The organism is Mesorhizobium sp. M1182 (genome assembly GCF_040318335.1).
In the GTDB taxonomy this organism is placed as follows: domain Bacteria; phylum Pseudomonadota; class Alphaproteobacteria; order Rhizobiales; family Rhizobiaceae; genus Mesorhizobium.
In genome coordinates this window covers 1-20,978 of record NZ_JAMYMD010000003.1, presented here as the reverse complement: position 1 = coordinate 20,978, position 20,978 = coordinate 1, and the positions used below count along the sequence as shown (strand labels likewise).

The window sequence follows — 20,978 nt, the reverse complement described above, 5'->3', positions numbered from 1 at the left end:
AAGACGATGTCACAGCCGGCCGCCTTCAGCATCCGCCCTTCCGACGCTGACCTGCGTGGTGAAGCGGCGCTGCGGCGGCGTTATCGAGCGCCGCAAAGCGCGCATACCGGAAGCTGGAACGAAGCCCTCGAGGCGATCCTTTCGCATCGCTCGGTCCGCAATTATCTCGCCAAGCCTCTGCCCGAAGGGACGCTGGAACTGATCGTCGCCGCCGCCCAGTCGGCGCCGACTTCTTCCAATCTCCAGGCGTGGAGCGTCATCGCAGTCGAGGATCCGGCGCGCAAGGCGCGGCTTGCCGAACTGGCGGCGATCAATCGCCATATCGAGCAGGCGCCGCTGCTGCTGGTCTGGCTGGCCGACCTGTCGCGGCTGCGTGCCATTGCCGAGGCAAAAGGCCGGGTGGGCGAGGGGCTAGACTATCAGGAGAGTTTTCTGCTGGCCGTGATCGACGCCGCACTTGCCGCACAGAACGCCGTGGTGGCGACCGATGCACTCGGGCTCGGCTCCTGCTACATCGGCGCGATGCGCAATCATCCGCAGGAGGTGGCGCGCGAACTCGGCCTCCCGCCGGAAACCGTGGCGGTGTTCGGCCTGACCGTCGGCTATCCCGATCTCCTGGCTGCGACTGACATCAAGCCCAGACTGCCGCAGGCTGCGGTGCTGCACCGCGAGCGCTATCGATCAGAGCCCGATCCGGACGATCTTGCAGCCTACAACCAGAGGCTTCGTTCATTCCAGCAGGAGCAGGCGATGCCTGTGTTGGACTGGACAGAGTTGGTTTCGAACCGCATCGGCAGCAAAGCAGCGCTGAAAGGCCGTGATCGCCTGGGCGAAGTGCTCAAAGCGCTGGGCTTCAAGCTCAAATAGGCGCGCGCCTGCTCGCGAGACCGCGGCGAGGCTATTCGGCCGCGATGATGGCGATGCGCGCCGGAAGCGCCGCCGGCGGTGGGACGTCGAGAGCGCCGAGCTGGCGCGCCTCGGCCTTCAGCCAGCCATGAAAGCGCTCGACCGTCTCCAGCTTCGCCTTGTGCGGCGTCGTCGCAAAATAATAGGAAAACTCGACCGGCTGCGGTGAGCCGAATGGACTGACCAGACGCCCCGCGGCGAGGTCAGGCTCGGCCAGCCGGAATTTGCCGAGACCGATGCCCTTGCCGGCCACAGCCGCGTCGAGCACCAGTGACGATTGGCTAAGCCGTATACCGCCTTCGACAAAGCGGCCAGACAGGCCGTTGGATCTCAGCCAGCCCTTCCAGTCAGGGCAGCTTGGATCGCGTTCCGGACCGTCCTCATGCAGGATCGGTGCGTCACGCAGCCCCTCCGGCCCGCGATAGAGACCGTGCATGCGAGCAAATTCCGGGCTGCAGACGGGCAGCACCGCTTCCGAAAACAGCCGTTCCGTCAGCAGGCCGCTATAGGCGCCCGACCCGTAGCGGATGACGCAGTCGACGTCTTCGCTGGCAAAATCGGCAAGCCTGGTCGATGCGTCGACCAGCACTTCTAGGCCGGGTACCGCGTCGCGCAGTGCGTCGAGGCGCGGGATCAGCCATTTGCTGGCGAAGGAGGGCGCGACCGACACTTTGATCGGCGCATCCTCCTCGTCGCCGGAAATCCGCGCGACCGACTCGACAACGACGTCGAAAGCCTCGGTGAGGCCGGGCATCAGCGCTTGGCCGGCCGACGTCAGCAGAAGCTCGCCACGGTTGCGATGGAACAGCGGTTGACCGAGGTGATCCTCGAGCAGGCGGATCTGCTGGCCGATGGCGGCAGGCGTCACATGGAGTTCTTCGGCCGCCCGCGTAAAGCTCAGGTGGCGGGCGGTTGCGACAAAAGCGCGAAGCGACGTCAGCGGCGGAAGCCTCGCCAGCGTCGGCCGCAGCTTCCTTGATTTTGCGCGAATGAGATCGACCATGGAGCGCATTCAACACGTTCAGGCCGGGCGCGACGAGGGCGGGCTTTGCGCCAAAGTGCCCGGTGGAAAATTTCGTTTGCCGCAGCGTCGCGGCAGCGGGAACGGAAATCTAAAAAATCGTAATGTCTACAATTCTTGTAGAAATAAGATCGGAGCGCTGATTTGGGCGTCGAGCAGCTTTGCCAGATCCTGGAATGAAACGGTCGTGCGAAGCAGTGCTTTCGGCAGACGATAGAAAATCATTCTTCCGGTTTTGCGGCGTGGCAGGGATCATCGCGTCGAGGCGCCGGAGTGTGTTCGGCCGCCGGATGCCATCGTAGCCGTTTTCCGGAGCTCAAGGCCATGTCTGTCAATCGTCGTCATTTCAACCAGCTGCTGTTGCTTGGCGGTGCGAGCTTCGCATTGCCCGGGGTTTCCTTCGCTGCCGAAGGAACGCCGGTCCAGGGTGGCACGCTCAACTGGGCCTACTATCCCGACCCCACCTCGCTGATTGCCATCAACACCTCGTCGGGCACCGGCCAGGCGATCGGTCCCAAGGTGAATGAAGGTCTGCTTGATTTCGCCTATGACCTCAGCCCGAAACCGCTGCTGGCGACGGAGTGGTCGATCAGCGATGACGGCCTGCGCTACACCTTCAAGCTGCGCGAGAGCGTCAAATGGCATGACGGCAAGGACTTCACGTCGGAAGACGTTGCCTTCACCATCTTCCGGCTGAAGGAGGCGCATCCGCGCGGCCGCATCACCTACCAAAACGTGACCGCGGTCGAGACGCCCGATCCGCACACCGCCATCATCGTGCTTTCAAAGCCGGCGCCCTATCTGATCACGGCACTGAGCAGCTCGGAATCACCGATTGTGCCGAAGCACGTCTACGAAACGTTCAAGCCGGCGGAACAGCCGAAGCTCGAACAGACGATCGGCACCGGTCCCTTCATTCTCAAGGAATGGGTGCCCGGCAGCCATCTGATCTTCGACCGCAATCCGGATTATTGGGACGCGCCTCGGCCCTACCTCGACCGCATCGTCCTGCACGTCATCCTCGACCCGGCCGCGCGTTCGGCGGCTCTTGAAACCGGCGAGATCGATATCGGCGCCAATCCCGTGCCGCTGGCCGACATCGAACGGCTGAAGGCAAACCCCGCTCTGGTCGTCGACACCAACACCTACGCCTATTCCGGCCCACAGCAGCAATTGTTCTTCAATTACGAGAACGAAATCCTGACCAAGCGCGATGTGCGCCTTGCCATCGCCCACGCAATCGACCTGCAGAAGCTGGTCGACATCGCGCTCTACGGCTATGCGCAGGTATCGCCGAGCCCGATCAGCACGGCGCTGCCCAAATGGTATGACCCCAGCATCAAGGCGCGCGAGCCCGATACCAAACTGGCGGAGAAGCTGCTCGACGACGCCGGCTATCCGCGTGGCGCCGATGGGACGCGCTTCAAGCTCCGGCTTGCCTACAACGCGTTCCTGCCGGCGTCCTATGCCGATTTCATCAAGCAGTCGTTGGCGACGGTCGGCATCGATGCCGAGATCCTCAAGCTTGACCTGTCGACGTTCCTGAAGACCGTCTACACCGACCGCGCCTGGGACCTGGTCGTCGAGTCGCTGTCGAACACCTTCGATCCGACGCTCGGTGTCCAGCGCGCCTACTGGTCGAAGAACTTCAAGATCGGCCTCGTCTTCTCCAACGCCAGCCACTATGCAAACCCCGAGGTCGACCAGATCCTCGAAGCGGCGGCGATCGAGCCCGACGAGACCAAGCGGCGCGAGCTCTGGTACAAATTCCAGCACATCATCCATGACGACGTGGTGTCGGTCGATCTGGTCGCCGCCGGCGCCCAGATTGTTGCCAACAAGAAGGTCAGGGATTTCGCGCCAGGCGCTCAGGGGATCAACAACAGCTTCGCGCAGATATGGCTCGCGCCAAACGCCTAAGCGTTCTGCAAGCCCTCTGGTTGGGATCGGCACGTGAAACTCCGGTCCCGACTTTCTCCATGAAGACAAATCGCGCCAATTCGGAGTACCGACCATGACCATCAACCGACGCCTGTTCAATCAGTTCCTGCTGCTGGCCGGCGCGAGTGCTGCACTTCCCGCCGGGGCATTCGCAGAAGACGCAAAGCCGGTGGCCGGCGGCACGCTCAATTTCGTCTACTATCCCGAGCCGAACCAGATCGTTTCCATCAACACCAGCGCTGGCGGACCGGCCACCATCGGTCCGAAGATTTTCGACGGCCTGCTCGCCTACGACTACGATCTCAATCCGCGACCGCAACTGGCCACCGAATGGTCGATCAGCGACGACGGGCTCGAATACGTCTTCAAGCTGCGCCAGGGAGTGAAGTTCAGCGATGGCCATGATTTGACCTCCGAGGACGTGGCCTTTTCTATCTCCCGGCTGCGCGAAGCGCATCCGCGCGGTCGCATCACCTTCCAGAACGTCACCGACATCGACACGTCGGACCCGCATATCGTGAAGATCAAATTGTCGAAGCCGTCCGCCGCCCTGATTTCGGGGCTGGCCGCGACGGAATCGCCTGTCGTGCCCAAACACATTTACGAGAAGCTGAAGCCGGCCGACGATCCGTCCTTCGAGCAGATCATCGGCAGCGGGCCGTTCGTGCTGAAGGAATGGGTAAAGGGCAGCCACATCCTCGTCGAAAAGAATCCGACCTATTGGGATGCGCCTAAACCCTATCTCGACCGGATCATTTTCCGCTTCATCACCGATCCGGGCGCGCGCGCCGCGGCGCTCGAAACGGGCGAGGTCGACATCGGACCGAACCCGGTGGCCTTCGCCGATCTGGAGCGTTTCAAGGCGCTGCCGCAATTCGTCGTCGACAGCACGGTCTTCGCCTATAGCGGCCCGCTGCACCAACTGATCATCAACCTCGAAAACCCGATCCTGAAGGAGAAAAAAGTCCGCCAGGCAATCGCACATGCGATCGATCTCGATGCGGTCAACGCCATCGTGTTCTACGGCTATGGCCAAGTGTCGCCGACACCGATCAGCGTCGTCAACAAGAAGTATTTCGATCCCGACGTGAAGGCCGCGACCGTCGATACGGCGCTGTCGGAAAAACTGTTAGACGAGGCCGGTTTCAAGCGAGGAGCGGACGGCATCCGCTTCAAGCTAAGGCTCACCAACAATCCCTACAATCCGTGGGGCTATGCCGACTTCCTCAAGCAGGCGCTGGCCAAGATCGGTATCGACGCCGAGATCCAGAAGTTCGACTTCGGCACCTATGTCAAAACCATCTACACCGACCGCACTTGGGACCTGTCGACCGAATCTTGCGGCAACATCTTCGACCCGAGCGCCGGGGCGCAGCGGCTCTACTGGTCAAAGAACATCAAGAAAGGGCTGCCGTTCTCCAACGGCGCGCATTATGAGAACCCGGAGGTTGACCGGTTGCTGGAAGCCGCATCGGTCGAGCTAGACGAGGCCAAGCGCAAGCAGCTCTTCTTCAAGTTCCAGGAGATCATCGCCGACGAGTTGCCGATCATCAATCTGATCGCGCCACCGACCATCATCATCGCCCGCAAAACCGTCAAGAACTACGCGCCTGGCGCCGAAGGCCTGTCAGCGAATTTCGCCGACGCCTATCTCGACCCGAACGCCTAAATCTGCCGGGCAATCATGAGAGAAGGGCCGCATAGAGCTGCGGCCGTTTTCGTTTCTTCCATTTCGCAAAGCTGGTAACTTCAGGCCAAAGCACGCAGCCTTGGGCTGGCGCCGACCAGAAGGCCGGCAAGGGCTATGGCCTGCGCCAGTTGTTCGCCGATCGAGCTCGATTCCCAGGCGACGCCGCGCAGCGGATGGCCGATGGCGAACAGATTGCCATGGGTCTCGCCATCACGGGAAATCACCTGGCAGTCATGCGTCGCGTCGATGCCGAAGCCGGTCGCATGCGGCCTGACGATGCCGTTCTCGAGCAGGTTCTGGACGAATGGATCGGCGATCCGCCGCCAATCATGCTCCTGATGGCCGCGGCAGTTGACGACGCCGTCGAAGCGCAGCCGTTCGACCGCGCCGGTATCACGCCAGCGGATTTCAGCGACGATGCCATTTGCCTGCGGATGGAGTGCCAGCACCCGTCCCGCTCGACCCGTCCAACGGCCTTGGCTTCGCGCCAGTGCCACGCGCTCAAAGCTCGGTGGCGCCGCGCGGTGCGCGGTGACATCCCAGAAGGCGCGCAGATGGCGTGCGAACTTCAAGCGCTCCTTGTCGGTGGCGCCTTGCCACAAGGCCAGGATCCACGGCCGGATCGTCAGCGGCAGCCCTTGCCAGTCCAGGCCGGTGGGTTCGATTGCCCGGCGTTCGGCCTTGACCAGTGCGAGAAGCGCCCTGGTGGTTTTCGGCAGCGGCCGCCCGGCGAGGAAATCGCGCCACGCTTCCACGTTGCGCCGAGGTTCGACGATCTGTCCGCGCCGCGACACGACGCGATAACCGCCCTTGAAGCCGCGCGCTTCCATGCTGGCGACGACGTCGACCATGCTGAGGCTGGAGCCGATCAGCAGCAGTTCCTTGCTGCCAGCGAGCCGATCGAGCGCCGCCGAATCCCAGGGATTGGCGACATAACGGGGATCGCCGACGACGGCTGCTTCCGTGGTGGACGGCTGGCTCTGGAACACCCCGGTTGCCAGTACCGCCTCATCCGCCAGCAATTGCTGGCTATCGCTGGTGCCGACGCATACCCCGGACGGACCCGTCAGCATGTCGACGGCGGATGCCTTGATGTGGCGCAGCGAAGAACGCGGATCTGCTTCTCTGATCGCTCTCGTCAGTTCCGACAGGACATAGCTGCCGAACAGCCAGCGCGGCGGGCTTGAGTCCGGGACATCCTCGGGCGGTGTCCAGCCGTGCTCCGGCCCATTCGCCATAAGCCAGCGAACGAGGTGATCGGGATCGTCCGGATGCAGCGAGAAGATGCGCGCCGCGCCGTTGACGAGGTGTTGTGGATCGACGGTGCTATAGGCGACGCCGCGACCAAGCTCGGCCCGGCGCTCGATGATGGTGATTGCCAGCGGCTCAGTTGAACGGTCGAGCAGCTTGATCGCGGTAACCGCGCCGGCAAAGCCGCCGCCAACGATGATGATTGAACGAGGGATCGAGCGTAGCGGGGAGGAAGGGGTATGAAGCATCAAGAACCTTTGCGACGCCGGTGGTCGTGGCTCCAGCCCATCGCCCCGGCAACGATCATCGTGCTTTCCCGTAACCCGATGTCAAAAAACAATAATTGCCAGCTGGCGAAAGGCATTCTTTCACTCAGCGGGTTTGGCAGGCGCTAGATAGGAACGCCCTTTGCGACCAGCCCGAGAACCGCTGATGACTGAAAATCGAAAGATAAGGCTTGGAGCCTTTGTTCGCGGACCGGGCCATCATGTCGCTGCCTGGCGCCATCCCGATGTGCCTGCCAATCCGGGCCTGAGCTTCCAGCACTATGCGGACGCCGCGCGCACTGCCGAGCGTGGCCTGTTCGACATGGTGTTTCTGGCCGACAGCCTCAGCGCGCGCAATGGCGAGCAGCCGATCGAGACCTTCGAGCGCACCGGCCATGTCGTGCATTTCGAGCCGCTGACGCTTTTGTCGGCGCTCTCGACCATCACGCAAGGGATCGGGCTCGTTGCGACCGCCTCGACCACCTATTGGGAGCCGTTCCACTTGGCGCGGCTGTTCGCTTCGATCGATCATCTCAGCGGCGGCAGGACAGGCTGGAATGTCGTCACCTCAGCCGATGCGCCGGCGGCGGCGAATTTCAGCCTCGACCAGCATCCCGTTCATGCCGACCGTTACGCCCGCGCCGAGGAATTCGTCGCTGTCGCGCAGAAGCTTTGGGACAGCTGGGACGACGATGCCTTCGTCGCCGACAAGGCTTCGGGGATCGCCATCGACCGGCGCGGCATCCACGCCCCGGACCATGTCGGCCGGCATTTCCGCGTCAAAGGGCCGCTCAACGTCGCCCGCCCGCCGCAGGGCCATCCCGTCATCGTTCAGGCCGGCTCTTCCGATGCCGGCCAGCAGCTGGCGGCGCAGACGGCGGAGGTGGTTTTCACCGCCCATCCGACCATCGAATCGGCCCGAGGTTTTTACAGCGAGCTGAAAGGCCGGTTGGGCTCCTTTGGTCGCTCTGCCGATTCTTTGAAGATCATGCCCGGTGTCTTCCCGGTCGTCGCGCCGACGCGCACGGACGCCGAGGACAAGTTCGATGCGATCCAGCGCCTGGTCGATCCTGTGGTTGGTGTGGCGCTGGTTTCAGGATTGCTCGGCGGTGTCGATCTTTCCGGCCATTCACTCGACGGACCGTTGCCGGAACTGGGCAGTTCCGATGCCGTGAAGAGCCGCCTGAAAGTCGTTTCCGAATTGGCCGCGAGCCGGAACCTGACCATCCGCCAATTGTATCTCGCCGTTGCCGGCGCGCGCGGCCATTTCCAGATCGTCGGCACGCCAAAGGATGTGGCCGACATGATGGAGGAGTGGTTCGCCGGTGGCGCGGCGGACGGCTTCAACGTCATGCCGCCGATCCTGCCGACGGGCCTCACCGATTTTGTCGACCTCGTCATTCCGGAGCTGCAGCGGCGGCGTCTGTTCCGGACTGCTTACGAAGGCGGGACGTTGCGCGAGAACCTCGGCCTTGCGCGTCCGATCCGTGGCGCCGCTGAACAGCAAGAGAGGAAAGCATCATGAGCGACAGGACGATCGATTCGAAAATGTTTCGCCAATGGCTGGCGGATGGCGAAGAACTGGCGGTACTAGACATTCGCGACAGCGCGACTGTCGGATACGCATCGCCGCTGTTCGCCACCAACCTGCCCGCGGCTCAGGTCGAGGCCGAGATCGACCGCTTCATCCCGCGCAAATCGGTGCGCACCGTGCTGGCGGACGACGGCAGCGGCGTTGCCGAGCAACTTGTCGAACGACTGGTGGGGTATGGCCGTACTCAGCTGTTTTCGCTGAACGGTGGAATTCCGGAATGGACGCAAAGCGGCGTTGAAGACCTGCCGACCTTCGATACGCCGGGCGTCGATTTTTCGCTGGCGATCCGCGACGAGAAGGGAACCCCGGTCGTCAGCGTTGAAGAGCTCGCGGTGCTCAGAGGCCGAGGCGCCGACGTGGTGGTGCTCGACAGCCGCACGGTGGCGGAGTTCGAAAAGGACCATGTGCCGGGCGCCATCAGCGTGCCGGGCGCCGAGCTGGTGCTACGCTTCGCCGACCTGGTGCGTTCACCGGAGACGAAGGTTGTCGTCTCCTGCGCCGGCCTGCCGCGCGCCATCATCGGGGCGCAGACACTGATCGATGCCGGCGTGCCCAACCGGGTCGCCTATCTGCACGACGGCACCAGGGCATGGCGCGAGGCCGGTCTTGCACTCGAAACCGGCAAGACCGCAATCTATGGTCCGGCAAGCGAGGATGCCAAGCGTTTCGCCGGGGAGCACATCGCAAAGCTTGCCGAAGGCGACAGCTTTCCCCGCATCAATGCGGCCACGGCCGCAAACTGGGCGAAGGACGAAACGCGGACGACCTACCTGCTTGACGTGCGCACGCCCGACGAGTTCGCCGAAGCGCATATTCCGGGGTCGATCGCGTCTGAGGGCGGGCAGTTGCTCGGTGTCGCCTATCGCACCATCGCCGTGCGCGGCGCCCGCGTCGTGCTGATCGACGATCTGCTCGGTGTCCGCGCGGCGACGACGGCGCATTGGCTGCAGCGGCGCGGCTTCGAGATCGCGATCCTCTTGTACGACTTCCAGTCGACCAGCCTGGTGGAAGCGGCGTAGGGCAGGAGCACTGTCAGGCGATTTTTTCGGGGGCCACTATTCGGCGGCTTCCGATTGGCGGCGACGGCCCGCCAGCACGTTCTTCTGCATCGCCGTCAGCGAAGACCGCACGGCTTTGGCGCCGTGCTCCAGCATCTTGGCCTCATACTCCGACAGCGCCTGGAGAAGCGGCTTGTCGCCGCGTTTGGCGGCCACCAGCTCTGGCACCAGCAGCCCGGCGTCGTAGATCGCGGTGTTGCCGCCAAGCGCGCGAAAATAGGTCATGGCGTGGATGGCATCGCCAAGCAGCGTCACCGGTTTCGTCGGCCAGGGATCGACAGGTTCGGAGCTGTGGACATGAAGCAGCGCCACCGTCGATGGGTCGGTGTAGCGGATGAGGTTGAGGATTTCCGGGTGCCAGTGGGCGATCTTCGAGATCAGCAGGTCAATCAGTTCTGAACCGGAGAGCTTTGCCAGCGCGTCGTCTGTGGCAAGTTCGTCCTTTTCATAGGCGGTGTTCCACCAGACATAGCTGGTGGTGTTGTTGAAATGGAAGCCGGAAAAATCCTTGTGGGTGGCGTCGTCCAGCCCGATCAGTCCATGCTTTCGGAATGCGTCGACATTGACCCTGTGGCTGGTGACCATAAGCCCATGACCTTCGGTTGGCCTGACGCCGGCATTGTAGTCGAGTAGCAGCGGCGAGATCTGGTGAAGGGCTGCGGCATGCAGCGTCATCTTGCCGGCCAGACGCCTGACGCCGGTGTCGAAGCTTCGCGCATGCGGCACCAGTTGCTGGCGCACCCGCGAGCGGGCGCCGTCGGCACCGACCAGCACGTCGGCATGGATTGCCGAGCCGTCCTCGAAATGCGCGACGACCGAACCATCCGGCTGCTCGTCGTAGCGAGAGAAGACCTTGCCATAGCGCATGATGCCGTCGAGGCCGGACAACAGCACCTGGCGCAGCGTGATACGGCTTACCGATTTTTCGATATGCGTGTCGTCGGCCTCGCCCGGCGCGTTGCCGCCGCCCCAGGCATCCTCGCCCAGAATGTTGAAATTCTCGTCGAGCAGGATGTTGCGATCCGGCGCCTGGCCGAGCGTGGCGACAAAAGCGTCGTAGAGTTCCGGCGGCAAATTGGCGATCAGGGAATCGATGCCGCGCTGGCGGATGCGCAGACGAAAACCCTGGACATAGTCGGTGCGGGCGCGGTCCTTCTCGAAGACCGCGACACTGATGCCGTTCTTCTTCAGGCCTTGCGCCAGTGTCAGGCCGCCGGGGCCTCCGCCGATGATGGCGACTTCGACATGTTCTGTTGTCATGGCGCTCAACCGACCGCCGCGAGCTTGGGCTTGCCCGCGGCAATAGCCGGCGTCTCGGCCAACTGCCGGGCGATATGGCGGCTGAGCGTCGCCTTGGCGGCGATCGTGCGGATAATGTGGTTCTGCGGTGCGTGGGAACGGGCGGTCAGCGCATCACGGTGGTGGCGCTCAAGCTGGAAATCTCTGTTAAGGCCTGGATTGCCGGCAAGCTCCAGCGCCAGCGAGGTGACGGCAACGGCATTGTCGATGACGACATGCCTGACCGTCATGCCGTCGGTGCCCACAGGCCGGCCGGCGTCGACATCTTCGGCGAGTGAACGCAGCAGCCGCGCGCTGCTCGCAAGCCGAACCTCTATGTCGCCCAGCCCTGACTGGATGTGCGGCACGGTCGACAGCGGCGCACCAAGACTTGCCGGCGCGTGCGTGCTGACAAAGGAGACCAGCCGGTCACGGGCAGCACGGGCGGCACCGTGGTAGACAGCGCCGATCAGCGAAAAGAAGAACGCCGTCGCGCTTTCCTCGCGCCTCAGCGGCTCGGATGCCGGCTGCGCCTCGGTGATGTCTTCGGCAGGAACCGCAACATTATCCAGAATGATGTCGTCGCTGGCCGTCGCCCGCATGCCGGCGGCGTTCCATGTCTTTTCGACGCGAAATCCAGGCGCGTCGGTCGGCACCAGGAATGAAGCCAGACGCGGCTGCGGCTCGTCGGTCAGCGCCAGCAAGTTCACCCATTTCAGAATAGGAATGCCGGTGACGTAGTTCTTGTGGCCGGATATCCGCCAGACGTTGCCGTCCCGCCGGGCAATGGTTTCGGGCGGCTTGCCATGAGCTGGCGAGCCGATCCGGGGCTCGGCCTGGGCGGCGTTGATCAGGGCAGGGCCAAGGCGCCCGGCCTCGACAATCCGCTGAACCAGATGGCGCGGCCATTTTCCGGATTTCCGCATCGCATACTGGCTGTTGTAGTGCATGGCCAGCACCAGCGCTGTCGACGGCTCGCCACGACCGATCTCGGCGATCACCGCCTGTGCTTCCGTCAGCCCGCCACCGAAGCCGCCATGTTCGCGCGCCGTGACCAGGCCAAGCAGCCCCGCCTGGTGAAGCCGGTCGAAATTGGCGAATGGGAATTCCCCGGTCGCGTCGTGATGCGCGGCGGTCAGCGCGAAGTCGTCGGCGAGGCCGGCCACTTTCTCGAGGAGTTGCGGAAACTCGGCAATTGTCGACATCATGACGTTGGCTTTCTCTCAGGCGGCGGCCCGAATGTTCACCAGATCGAGCGGCCGGCGATCGACCCAGTGCTCGACGTCGAAATCGCCGGCGAGGAAGCCCCAGTCGCGCAGGAAATCCTTGTAGTGGGAAACCGCTGCGACGAGCTCAGGCTGCAGTCCGAGGCCGAGATGCTTATGGACATCCGGGCCATTGGCGGCCAGCACCTGTTCCTCGGTGGCCCCGGCTTCGCGGGCAACAAAGCGCTGCGTCTCTTCCGGATGCGCCTCGGCCCAGGCACTGGCGCGCAGGATGGTCTCGATCAGTCGCGCGACCAGATCGGGGCGTTGTTCCGCCAGCAGTTCATCGACGGTCAGCACGCGCGGCGAACCGGAATTGATGCGGATGTTCGGGTCGGGGTGGAAGCCGAATTCCACGACCTGGATGGCGCCGATCAGATTGGCGACATTGATGCCGGCCGTGCCCTTGACATAGATGGCGTCGACCTCGCCGCGGATCAGGGCTGCGGCTTCCTCGCCATAGGGCTGCTTGCGCTTGAGGCCGAACAGCGACGGTCCTTCCTGGCCGTCGAGCACGCTGTCGGCCAGCGCTATGTCGACGATCTCGACGTCGCCATAGCCAAGGCCCTCGAGCGAGAGCGCCGAGACCAGTCCCTTCAACGCCGTCGCTCGCATGAAGTCGACGATTCCCTCGGGGCGCCGGGCGATGCCGAAGCGACGGCCTTTCAGGTCCTGGATTGTCCTGATGCCGGAACCGGGCAGGGCGATGATTGCCTGGAATTCGTCGGTCCAGGTGATGCCGACGAGACGCGTCTTGCGCCCTTCGGACCGCGCGCGGATCGGCGGCACGTTGCCGCCGTGGCGGAACGACCAGTCGAGCGTATGGTTGAAATGGCTCTGGCGGATGTCGCGATTGGGCGAATCGATGATCGACTTCAATTCGATCCCCTCCTTGCGAAAGGTCTCGTCGAGAAGCCCGAGCTGTGCGGCGAGCCCGACAGGCGTCGGCACCGGGCAGCGTGTGTACCAGATTTCGGAGATCGCAGTCGCGGTCATGATGGCTCCTTAGGTGTTGCGCAGGCCGGCCTGCTTCATCAGCGGCAGGATGTTCTCGCCGAAGAATTCGAGGTCAGGCTTGAAATCGAAGAAGGACAGCTGCAGGCCGTCAATGCCGGCGTCCTTCAACTTGACGAACTGGTCGACGATCTGTTCGGGCGTGCCGATGAGATAGATGTTGCCGCCGACCTTGGCGTAGGGATCGTCGCGGCCCTCGCGTCCTTTCCAGGCCTGGGCATCGCTGTTGAAGGTCTGGAAGCCTTTCGGCGTGCGGCTGTCGGCATGAGCGACGATCTCATCGGCGACCGCCCAGGCCTCCTTCTCGGTCGGCCTGCTGATGACCAGCGGGTTGAGCAGCGTGCGCACGGTGCGGCCGACGCCGAGGGCTGCGTCCTTCACCTTCTTCGTATGCGCCGGCAGCGCTTCCAGCGCGCTGGCGATGTCGGAGCCGGCCGGGCTGGTGACGAAGACGATGTCGGAATAGCGGCCGGCAAAGGAAATACCGGCGTCGGAGCCGGTGGCATTGACCAGGATCGGCCGGCCGTAATTCGGCTTGGGCGTGACGAAGCCGCCATTGAGCTTCCAGCTCGATTCTCCGGAGAATGAGAAATTCTCGTCGTCCTGCCACAGTCGCTGCAGCACTTCGACGAACTCGGCGGCGAGTTCATAGCGGCGGTCGTGCTCGATGCGGTTCCAGCCGAACATTTCATGTTCGACGGCGCGATGGCCGGTGACGACGTTGATGCCCCAGCGGCCGCCGGAGATGTGGTCGAGCGTGGCGCCGAATTTCGCCAGATGCAGCGGATGCCAGGGACCGTAGAGAACATGCATGGTCGAGATCAGCATGATCTTCTTGGTGATCGCGGCCATGGCCGCGACGGAGACGAAACTGTCCAGCGCCTGGCCGTTGAAGACACCGCCATAACCGCCCTTGGGCAGCCACTGGCTGAGCGCGAAGACGAGGTCGAAGCCAAGCTCCTCGGCCTTCAACGTCAGGTCGCGATTGTAGTCGAAGCGCCAGTCGGTCGAGCGCGGCAAGGTCGAGTTGGTCCAGCCACCGGCCTGGATCGGCAAGAATAGCCCGAGCAGCACCGGCTGCTGAAGCGCTTTCGACAGCGGGCTGTCCGGATAGTCGGTCGGCGCCTTGAAGAAGGGCGTGCCGACGATGGAACCAGGCTTGTGGGCGAGCGTCATGGCGAACTTTCTCGGGTGGAGGAAGGGAACCCGTGCGAAGGACCGCGCACGGGTCAGGCTCAGGCGACGATATGGGCGGTTGCGAGGGAGCCGGCATTGCCCTCGGCGCCCACCGTGTGACCGGCTATGCGCCTGTTGTAGAGGGTGATTTCCGGTTGGCTGACGATGCCGATATCGGGCAGGTCCTCGACAAGGATCTGCTGGATCGCGGCCCATTGCTCGAAGCGCTTTTCGTGGTCGACCTCGACGGCGGCCGCTTCAAGAAGTTCGTCGACCTTGGCATTGCTGTATTTCGAACCGTTGGAGAACGGCACGCCGGGTTTGAAATTTTTCGACCAGTAGAGGCGCTGTACGCCTACCGTCGGGTCGAACAGATTGCTCATGCCGTTGAAGGTGAAGTCGAAGTCGCGGTCGGTGTAGATGCGCTTGGTGTAGGTGGCGAAATCCTGGCTGCGCACGGTGACCTCGATCCCGACCGCGGCCAATGCCTGCTTGATGTAATCGGCGCCGCGCTTGTAGGTTTCGCCGCTCGGGACATAGTCGTGGACAAGCTTGAGCCGGGTACCGTTGGCGTCGCGCGGCAAGCCTGCTTCATCGAGCAGTTTATCGGCGGCGGCCGTGTCGACCGGATAGGTCTTCAGGTCGGCGACGAACCACTTCTTCAGATTGGGGTTGATCGGGCCTGGAATGGTTTCGCCATAGCCATAGTTGATCGTCTCGCGGATGACGTTGCGGTCGATGACATGGGCGAAGGCACGGCGGACGCGAACATCCTGGAAATAGGCTTTCTCCAGGTTGAATTCGACCCGGCTGATGCCATTGGAATATTGGTAGCCCTGCTTCTCGAAGCCGATATGCGGCAGCGTCTCAAAACGCTGCAAATCGCTGTACGGAATCGGCGTTGCCGGCGCCAGATCGATCTCGCCGGTCTCCAGCGCCAGCGCGCGCGCCGAAGCGTCCGGGATGAAGCGCACGATCAACCGGTCGAGATAGGGGCGCGGTGCGTCCCAGTAGTCAGGATTGCGTTCGTAAACGATGTGGCTGCCGCGCACCCATTCTTTGAAGACGAACGGGCCGGTGCCGACCGGAGCGACGTTGACCGGATTTTCGGCTGCCTTTGTGCCGTCATAGAGGTGCTTCGGCACGATTGGCGTTTCGGCCGCAGCCAGGGCCGTGATCAAGTAAGGCGCCGGCCTCGACAGAACCAGCGCTACGGTCAGCGGATCCGGCGTCTGGATGTCTACAAGGTTGAGGAAGGTGTTGCGGCCGCGCGGATGAACCTCTCTGATCGTGGTGATCGAATAGGCGACGTCGGCGGCGGTGAACGGCTGGCCATCATGCCACTTCACGCCTTCGCGCAGCTTGAAGGTGTATTGCAGCCCATCGCCACTGACTGACCATTGTCTGGCCAGGGATGGGCGCGGCGTGAGATCGAAATCATAGGTCAGCAGGCCCTCGGTGGTCTTTGCCGAGACGTAGACCGAATTGAATGCCGTGTGGGCGATGGTCGTCAGCACAGGCGGCTCAGCCGAGAGCACCAGCGTCGCCGTTCCACCCTGTTTCGGCTCGGCGGCGTAGGCGCTGCGCGATGCAGGCAACAGGGTCGCTCCGAGCGCGGCCGCCGAGATGCCGAGGAACCTGCGGCGGTTCGGACTGAGGAAATGAGACATAGCGTCCTGGTCCTTTTTTGCTGCCGGACCCGATCGGCCGATCGTCGGCCGCCAGGCTAAAAATCCGTCGTTCCAAGAGCGGGCCCGTTTGCGAAAAGATTTGGCCGACCTGCTCCCGCGCTTAAGATTTCATACTTCAAACAGCTAAGTTTGTAGTATGAAATAAAATTCTATTCTGCAATGAAGCCATTTGCAGGATAAAATTTCTTAAATCAGGTTTGACAATGTCTATAAATCTTGTCAACTAAAAAGCGCGGAACTTTCCGGGAAACAGCAAACCCGCATCGTCAGCCACAGCCGGGATAGCGAAAACGATGTCGACCCTGACGCGCATTGGCAGAACCTTCCGGCGCACCGCCATCCAGGCGGTGCCGACCGTTCTGGGCATCGTCATCCTGAACTTCTTCCTGCTGCAGCTCGCGCCCGGCGATGCCGCCGATGTCATGGCCGGCGAGGCTGGCTCGGCCACTGTCGAAACGATGGCGGCGCTTCGCCAGCGCTTCGGGCTCGACAATCCGCTTCTCGTCCAGCTGTTCAACTATCTCTACAATCTGGCGCATTTCAGCCTCGGCTTTTCGCCGCGCTACGGCATGCCGGTCGCCGACCTGATCGGCCAGCGGCTGCCCGGCACGCTAGTGCTGATGGCGGTGGCTCTGGCCGTCGCCATTGTGCTCGGCCTCGCCCTTGGATCGGTGATGGCGGTGTTTGCCGGGCGCCTGCCGGATCGTGTGCTCTCCGTTATTTCGCTGCTGTTCTATTCAATCCCGGGTTTCTGGATCGGCTTGATGCTGATCGTGCTGTTTTCGGTCAAGCTCGGCTGGCTGCCGAGCGGCGGCTCGGGAACCATCGGCAGCAACCTGACCGGCCTTGCCGGGCTCTGGGACAGGGCGCGCTACATGATCCTGCCGGCACTGTCGCTGGCGCTGTTCTACGTGGCGATCTATGCGCGGCTGACACGAGCGGCGATGCTGGAGGTCCAGTCGCAGGACTACGTGCGCACCGCCGCAGCCAAGGGCCTGCCGCCGGCCATCATCACCATTCGCCATGTCCTGCGCAACGCGCTGATCCCCATTACCACCATGGCCGGCATGCATGTCGGCGGCATGCTCGGCGGCGCCGTGGTTGTCGAGACTGTCTATTCCTGGCCCGGCCTCGGGCGTCTCGCCTTCGAAGCGGTCATGGGCCGCGATTTCACCGTGCTGCTCGGCATCCTTCTGTTGTCGTCGCTGCTGGTGATCATCGCCAACGCGACCGTCGATCTTCTGCACGCCTGGCTCGATCCCCGCATCGGAGTACGCTGATGGCTTCCACCGATTTCGCCGCGGGCGATGCCCGTTCCCGCCGTCTCCATGCCGATGCCCGCGGGCCCGCGGCACCGCCTGAACCCGAGGCAAAGAGTTGGAGCAATCTCCACGCGCCCGACGCACGCTCCGCTTCGGCAGCGTCGGTGCCGATAGCCGCTGGCGGGCGTGCGCTGAAGGTTTTCCTGCGCAATCCCAACGCCATGTTCGGCGTTGTGTTCCTGTCACTGGTCGTGCTGGCCGCACTGCTGGCACCAGTCCTCTATCCGGCCGATCCGCTATCGATGGTGGCGCGGCCCTTCCTGTGGCCGGGCCAGAACCCAGCCTTCCCACTGGGCACGGACTCCATGGGCCGCGATGTGCTTTCGGGCATTCTGCATGGCGCACGGATTTCGCTGTTCGTCGGCCTGGTGGCGACCGCGCTCGGCCTCAGCTTCGGCATCCTGGTCGGCGCCGCCGCCGGCTACTTCGGCGGCTGGATCGACGACCTGCTGGTGCGCCTGATCGAGATCTTTCAGACCATACCGAGCTTCGTGCTGCTGGTCGTCATGGTGGCGATCGCGCAGCCGACCGCGCCTGTCGTGACAGTGGCGATCGCCGTCATCACCTGGCCGACGGTGGCGCGGTTGACCCGCGCCGAGTTCCGGGCCATCCGCGAGAAGGATTTCGTCATGGCCGCCCGCAGCCTCGGCTACGGCCATGTCCGCATTATCTTCCGCGAGATCCTGCCCAATGCGCTGCCGCCGTTGATCGTGACCTCGTCGGTGATGGTGGCGACCGCGATCCTGATGGAATCGGCGCTGTCCTTCATGGGCCTCGGCGATCCCAACGTCGTCAGCTGGGGCTCGATGATCGGAGCGGGCAGGGAATTGATCCGCACCGCTTGGTATCTGACAGCGCTTCCGGGACTGGCGATCGTCTTTACCGTGCTGGCGCTGAACCTGATCGGTGACGGCCTCAACGACGCGCTCAACCCGCGCTTCTCACAGGAGCGATAGAGATGGCGGCTCCTTTGCTCAGGATCGACAATCTGACGGTTCGCTTCCCGACCGCCGAGCCGGTCAGCCGGCTGAGCTTCGAGGTCGGTGAGGGCGAGACGCTGGCGATCGTTGGTGAATCAGGCTCCGGCAAGTCGCTGACCGCGCTCGCCCTGATGCAGCTTCTGCCGCGCTCGGCGAAAATACCCAATGGCAGGATCGAATTCGCCGGCAAGGATCTGCTTGGTCTCGACCAGAAGGCTATGCGGAGCCTGCGCGGACGCGAGATCGCCATGATCTTCCAGGAGCCGATGACGTCGCTCAATCCGGTGCTGACCATCGGCCGGCAGATCACCGAGGTGCTGACGCTGCACGAAGGCATACGCGGCAAGGCAGCGCGGAACCGTGCCATCGAGCTTCTCAATCTGGTTCGCATTCCCGATCCGCAGCGGCGCATCGATGACTATCCGCACCAGCTTTCCGGCGGCATGCGCCAGCGCATCATGATTGCCATCGCCGTCGCCTGCCGGCCGCGCCTGCTGATTGCCGACGAACCGACGACGGCGCTCGACGTGACCATCCAGGCGCAGGTGCTCGACCTGCTCGATACGCTGCGCCGCGAACTGTCGATGGCTGTCATGCTCATCACCCACGATCTTGGTGTCGTGGCACAATGGGCCGACAAGGTCGTCGTCATGTATGCCGGCCGCAAGGTTGAACAGGCGCTGCCGGACGCACTGTTCAGAACACCCCTTCACCCCTATACGCGCGGCCTGCTGGCGGCGTCGCCGCGGCTGAAGACCAATCTCCACTACCGCGACGCCAGGCTGACGGAGATTCCCGGCAGTATCGTCTCGGCCGCCGGCGAAAAGGGCTGCCCGTTCCGCCCGCGCTGCGCGGTGGCGCGCGACAGCTGCGCCCATTTCGTACCCGACCTCGTCGAGGTGAGCGAGGATCGTCTAGTCGCCTGCCCCTACAGCTTCATTCCGGAGGTTGCGCATGGCGCTGCTCTCGGTCTCTGACCTTTCCACCCATTTCCACGCCCAGGGCGGCACGCTGCGCGCCGTCGATGGCGTATCCCTCGAAGTCGGACGCGGCGAGACGGTTGGTCTCGTCGGCGAAAGCGGTTGCGGAAAATCGACGCTAGGCAAGACCATCATGCGGCTGGTCGACCCGACTAGCGGCAGGATCGAGTTCAACGGCACCGACATCACCGTTCTCGACACGCGCCGGCTGAAGGCGGCGCGCCGTAATATCCAGATGATCTTCCAGGATCCGTTCGCATCGCTCAATCCGCGCCACACGATCGGCGACATCCTGACAGCACCACTGAAGGTCCATGGCATCGGCAACACGGCCGAGCGGCGCACCATCGTCGAGGACATCATCGAGCGTGTCGGTCTGCCGAGGGATTCGCTTGGCCGCTACCCGCATGAATTTTCCGGCGGGCAACGCCAGCGCATCGGCATCGCCCGGGCGCTGATCCTCAATCCGGAACTGGTTGTGTGCGACGAGCCGGTGTCGGCGCTCGACCTTTCGATCCAGGCGCAGATTCTGAACCTGCTGGTCGACATGAAACGTCAGCTCGGCCTGTCCTATCTCTTCATTTCGCACGATCTATCAGTCGTTCGCTATTTCGCCGACCGGGTGCTGGTGATGTATCTCGGACGCATTGTCGAAAGCGCCGACAATGCGGCGCTGTGGACCTCGCCAAAGCATCCCTACACGCGCGCGCTGATGGATGCCGTGCCGGACCCGGCGCGCCGACGTCAGGCCGCGCCGATCCATGGCGATCTGCCAAGCCCGCAGAACATCCCCAGCGGCTGCCGTTTCCATACCCGCTGCCCGCTGGCGACCGATCTGTGCCGTTCGCAGGAACCGGCGTTCCGAGCGATCGCGCCGGGACACCATGTCGCCTGCCACTACGCCGAACCAACCATCAACTGAAATTCAACGGAGCAGAAAAATGTCCGACTACCGCTATCTTGGCCGCAGCGCCCTGAAGGTTTCGCCGCTCAGCCTGGGCACGATGATGTTCGGCGGGCCGACCGAGGAGACGGTCGCGCATCGCATCATCGACAAGGCGCGCGAGCAAGGCATCAACTTCATCGACACCGCCGACGTCTACCACAACGGCAAGTCCGAGGAAGTCGTCGGTCGCGGTATCAAGGTGACGCGCGATCATTGGGTCGTGGCGACCAAGTTCGTCAACTCGCATGACAAGGGGCCTAATCTCGGCGGCCATTCGCGCAAATGGGTGATCCAGACGGTCGAGAACAGCCTGCGGCGCCTGGGAACAGACTATATCGACCTGTTCTACTTCCACCGCGCCGTCTTCGATGCGCCGCTGGAAGAGCCGGTGCGGGCGATCGCCGACCTGATCCGCCAGGGCAAGCTGCGCTATTTCGGCGTCTCCAACTTTCGTGGCTGGCGCATCGCCGAAGTCGCGCATCTGGCCGATGAACTCGGCATCGACCGGCCGGTAGCCAGCCAGCCGCTCTATAACATCGTCAACCGCACCGCCGAGGCCGAACAGCTGCCGGCGGCCGCCTACTACGGTCTTGGCGTCG

At 63.3% G+C, this 20,978-nt stretch carries 17 protein-coding genes; 10 read left to right on the top strand and 7 right to left on the bottom strand.

Translation table 11 applies throughout. The features are described from left to right. Positions 1–6 precede the first annotated feature (6 nt). Entirely contained in the window at positions 7–867 is an 861-nt protein-coding gene (locus NKH33_RS04910) for an NADPH-dependent oxidoreductase (RefSeq protein ID WP_352918379.1), read from the top strand. Between the two features lie 31 nt (positions 868–898). On the opposite strand, the gene gcvA is transcribed toward NKH33_RS04910, so the two are convergent. Further along, complete coding sequence (gene gcvA, locus NKH33_RS04905) at positions 899–1,909, bottom strand: transcriptional regulator GcvA (protein ID WP_352820127.1); 1,011 nt, start codon at positions 1,907–1,909, stop codon at positions 899–901. Positions 1,910–2,251: 342 nt separating this feature from the next. Here gcvA and NKH33_RS04900 point away from each other — a divergent pair, with 342 nt between their 5' ends. Together NKH33_RS04900 and NKH33_RS04895 are read left to right on the top strand one after the other, a co-directional pair. Beyond that, positions 2,252–3,847 (top strand): ABC transporter substrate-binding protein, encoded by a 1,596-nt coding sequence (locus tag NKH33_RS04900; protein WP_352831688.1) that lies wholly within the window; start codon positions 2,252–2,254, stop codon positions 3,845–3,847. A 94-nt stretch (positions 3,848–3,941) separates the two neighbouring features. Then, positions 3,942–5,537, top strand: a complete 1,596-nt coding sequence (locus NKH33_RS04895; protein WP_352820129.1) for an ABC transporter substrate-binding protein — start codon at positions 3,942–3,944, stop codon at positions 5,535–5,537. An 80-nt stretch (positions 5,538–5,617) separates the two neighbouring features. Here the strand turns inward: NKH33_RS04895 and NKH33_RS04890 are convergent, their stop codons facing one another. Continuing rightward, positions 5,618–7,057 carry an FAD/NAD(P)-binding protein gene (locus tag NKH33_RS04890; RefSeq protein ID WP_352820130.1) on the bottom strand — a complete coding sequence of 480 codons (1,440 nt, stop codon included), beginning with the start codon at positions 7,055–7,057 and terminating at the stop codon, positions 5,618–5,620. A 181-nt stretch (positions 7,058–7,238) separates the two neighbouring features. Between NKH33_RS04890 and NKH33_RS04885 the strand changes: the two genes are divergently transcribed. Beyond that, the gene (locus NKH33_RS04885) at positions 7,239–8,600 is read left to right on the top strand and encodes an LLM class flavin-dependent oxidoreductase (RefSeq protein ID WP_352820146.1); all 1,362 of its coding nucleotides are present in this window, start codon (positions 7,239–7,241) and stop codon (positions 8,598–8,600) included. Next, the gene (locus tag NKH33_RS04880; protein ID WP_352616960.1) at positions 8,597–9,688 is read left to right on the top strand and encodes a rhodanese-like domain-containing protein; all 1,092 of its coding nucleotides are present in this window, start codon (positions 8,597–8,599) and stop codon (positions 9,686–9,688) included. Before NKH33_RS04885 ends, NKH33_RS04880 begins: the two co-directional genes overlap by 4 nt. Positions 9,689–9,724: 36 nt before the next feature. Here the strand turns inward: NKH33_RS04880 and NKH33_RS04875 are convergent, their stop codons facing one another. From NKH33_RS04875 to NKH33_RS04855, 5 genes are read right to left on the bottom strand one after another with little or no spacing between them, the layout of a single operon-like run. After that, a complete protein-coding gene (locus NKH33_RS04875) occupies positions 9,725–10,987 on the bottom strand; it encodes an FAD-dependent oxidoreductase (RefSeq protein ID WP_352616956.1) in 1,263 nt (420 codons plus the stop codon). Positions 10,988–10,992: 5 nt separating this feature from the next. Further along, on the bottom strand, positions 10,993–12,210 hold the full coding sequence (locus NKH33_RS04870; RefSeq protein WP_352918606.1) for an acyl-CoA dehydrogenase family protein: 1,218 nt from the start codon (positions 12,208–12,210) through the stop codon (positions 10,993–10,995). An 18-nt stretch (positions 12,211–12,228) separates the two neighbouring features. After that, positions 12,229–13,266: an ABC transporter substrate-binding protein gene (locus tag NKH33_RS04865; protein ID WP_352820131.1), complete on the bottom strand. Its 1,038-nt coding sequence runs from the start codon at positions 13,264–13,266 to the stop codon at positions 12,229–12,231. Between the two features lie 9 nt (positions 13,267–13,275). Further along, positions 13,276–14,460, bottom strand: coding sequence for an LLM class flavin-dependent oxidoreductase (locus NKH33_RS04860; RefSeq protein WP_352471360.1), 1,185 nt, complete (start codon positions 14,458–14,460; stop codon positions 13,276–13,278). Positions 14,461–14,519: 59 nt separating this feature from the next. Then, positions 14,520–16,130, bottom strand: coding sequence for an ABC transporter substrate-binding protein (locus NKH33_RS04855; protein ID WP_352540160.1), 1,611 nt, complete (start codon positions 16,128–16,130; stop codon positions 14,520–14,522). Between the two features lie 314 nt (positions 16,131–16,444). Between NKH33_RS04855 and NKH33_RS04850 the strand changes: the two genes are divergently transcribed. From NKH33_RS04850 to NKH33_RS04830, 5 genes are all read left to right on the top strand, one after another. Beyond that, positions 16,445–17,431 (top strand): ABC transporter permease, encoded by a 987-nt coding sequence (locus NKH33_RS04850; RefSeq protein ID WP_352449708.1) that lies wholly within the window; start codon positions 16,445–16,447, stop codon positions 17,429–17,431. Beyond that, entirely contained in the window at positions 17,431–18,429 is a 999-nt protein-coding gene (locus NKH33_RS04845; RefSeq protein ID WP_352471358.1) for an ABC transporter permease, read from the top strand. The genes NKH33_RS04850 and NKH33_RS04845 overlap by 1 nt, the downstream gene beginning before the upstream one ends. Before the next feature lie 2 nt (positions 18,430–18,431). Next, a complete protein-coding gene (locus NKH33_RS04840) occupies positions 18,432–19,430 on the top strand; it encodes an ABC transporter ATP-binding protein (RefSeq protein ID WP_352471356.1) in 999 nt (332 codons plus the stop codon). Next, positions 19,408–20,355 (top strand): ABC transporter ATP-binding protein, encoded by a 948-nt coding sequence (locus NKH33_RS04835; protein ID WP_352471355.1) that lies wholly within the window; start codon positions 19,408–19,410, stop codon positions 20,353–20,355. The genes NKH33_RS04840 and NKH33_RS04835 overlap by 23 nt, the downstream gene beginning before the upstream one ends. Before the next feature lie 19 nt (positions 20,356–20,374). Further along, a partial coding sequence (locus NKH33_RS04830) for an aldo/keto reductase (RefSeq protein WP_352918378.1) occupies positions 20,375–20,978 on the top strand: 604 nt, incomplete at its 3' end.

What these genes read in the sequence shown, in the direction of transcription:
- NKH33_RS04910 (WP_352918379.1), top strand. Translation starts at nt 7, where the DNA reads ATGTCACAGCCGGCCGCCTTCAGCATCCGCCCTTCCGACGCTGACCTG.
- gcvA (WP_352820127.1), bottom strand. Translation starts at nt 1,909, where the DNA reads ATGGTCGATCTCATTCGCGCAAAATCAAGGAAGCTGCGGCCGACGCTG.
- NKH33_RS04900 (WP_352831688.1), top strand. Translation starts at nt 2,252, where the DNA reads ATGTCTGTCAATCGTCGTCATTTCAACCAGCTGCTGTTGCTTGGCGGT.
- NKH33_RS04895 (WP_352820129.1), top strand. Translation starts at nt 3,942, where the DNA reads ATGACCATCAACCGACGCCTGTTCAATCAGTTCCTGCTGCTGGCCGGC.
- NKH33_RS04890 (WP_352820130.1), bottom strand. Translation starts at nt 7,057, where the DNA reads ATGCTTCATACCCCTTCCTCCCCGCTACGCTCGATCCCTCGTTCAATC.
- NKH33_RS04880 (WP_352616960.1), top strand. Translation starts at nt 8,597, where the DNA reads ATGAGCGACAGGACGATCGATTCGAAAATGTTTCGCCAATGGCTGGCG.
- NKH33_RS04875 (WP_352616956.1), bottom strand. Translation starts at nt 10,987, where the DNA reads ATGACAACAGAACATGTCGAAGTCGCCATCATCGGCGGAGGCCCCGGC.
- NKH33_RS04870 (WP_352918606.1), bottom strand. Translation starts at nt 12,210, where the DNA reads ATGTCGACAATTGCCGAGTTTCCGCAACTCCTCGAGAAAGTGGCCGGC.
- NKH33_RS04865 (WP_352820131.1), bottom strand. Translation starts at nt 13,266, where the DNA reads ATGACCGCGACTGCGATCTCCGAAATCTGGTACACACGCTGCCCGGTG.
- NKH33_RS04860 (WP_352471360.1), bottom strand. Translation starts at nt 14,460, where the DNA reads ATGACGCTCGCCCACAAGCCTGGTTCCATCGTCGGCACGCCCTTCTTC.
- NKH33_RS04855 (WP_352540160.1), bottom strand. Translation starts at nt 16,130, where the DNA reads ATGTCTCATTTCCTCAGTCCGAACCGCCGCAGGTTCCTCGGCATCTCG.
- NKH33_RS04850 (WP_352449708.1), top strand. Translation starts at nt 16,445, where the DNA reads ATGTCGACCCTGACGCGCATTGGCAGAACCTTCCGGCGCACCGCCATC.
- NKH33_RS04845 (WP_352471358.1), top strand. Translation starts at nt 17,431, where the DNA reads ATGGCTTCCACCGATTTCGCCGCGGGCGATGCCCGTTCCCGCCGTCTC.
- NKH33_RS04840 (WP_352471356.1), top strand. Translation starts at nt 18,432, where the DNA reads ATGGCGGCTCCTTTGCTCAGGATCGACAATCTGACGGTTCGCTTCCCG.
- NKH33_RS04835 (WP_352471355.1), top strand. Translation starts at nt 19,408, where the DNA reads ATGGCGCTGCTCTCGGTCTCTGACCTTTCCACCCATTTCCACGCCCAG.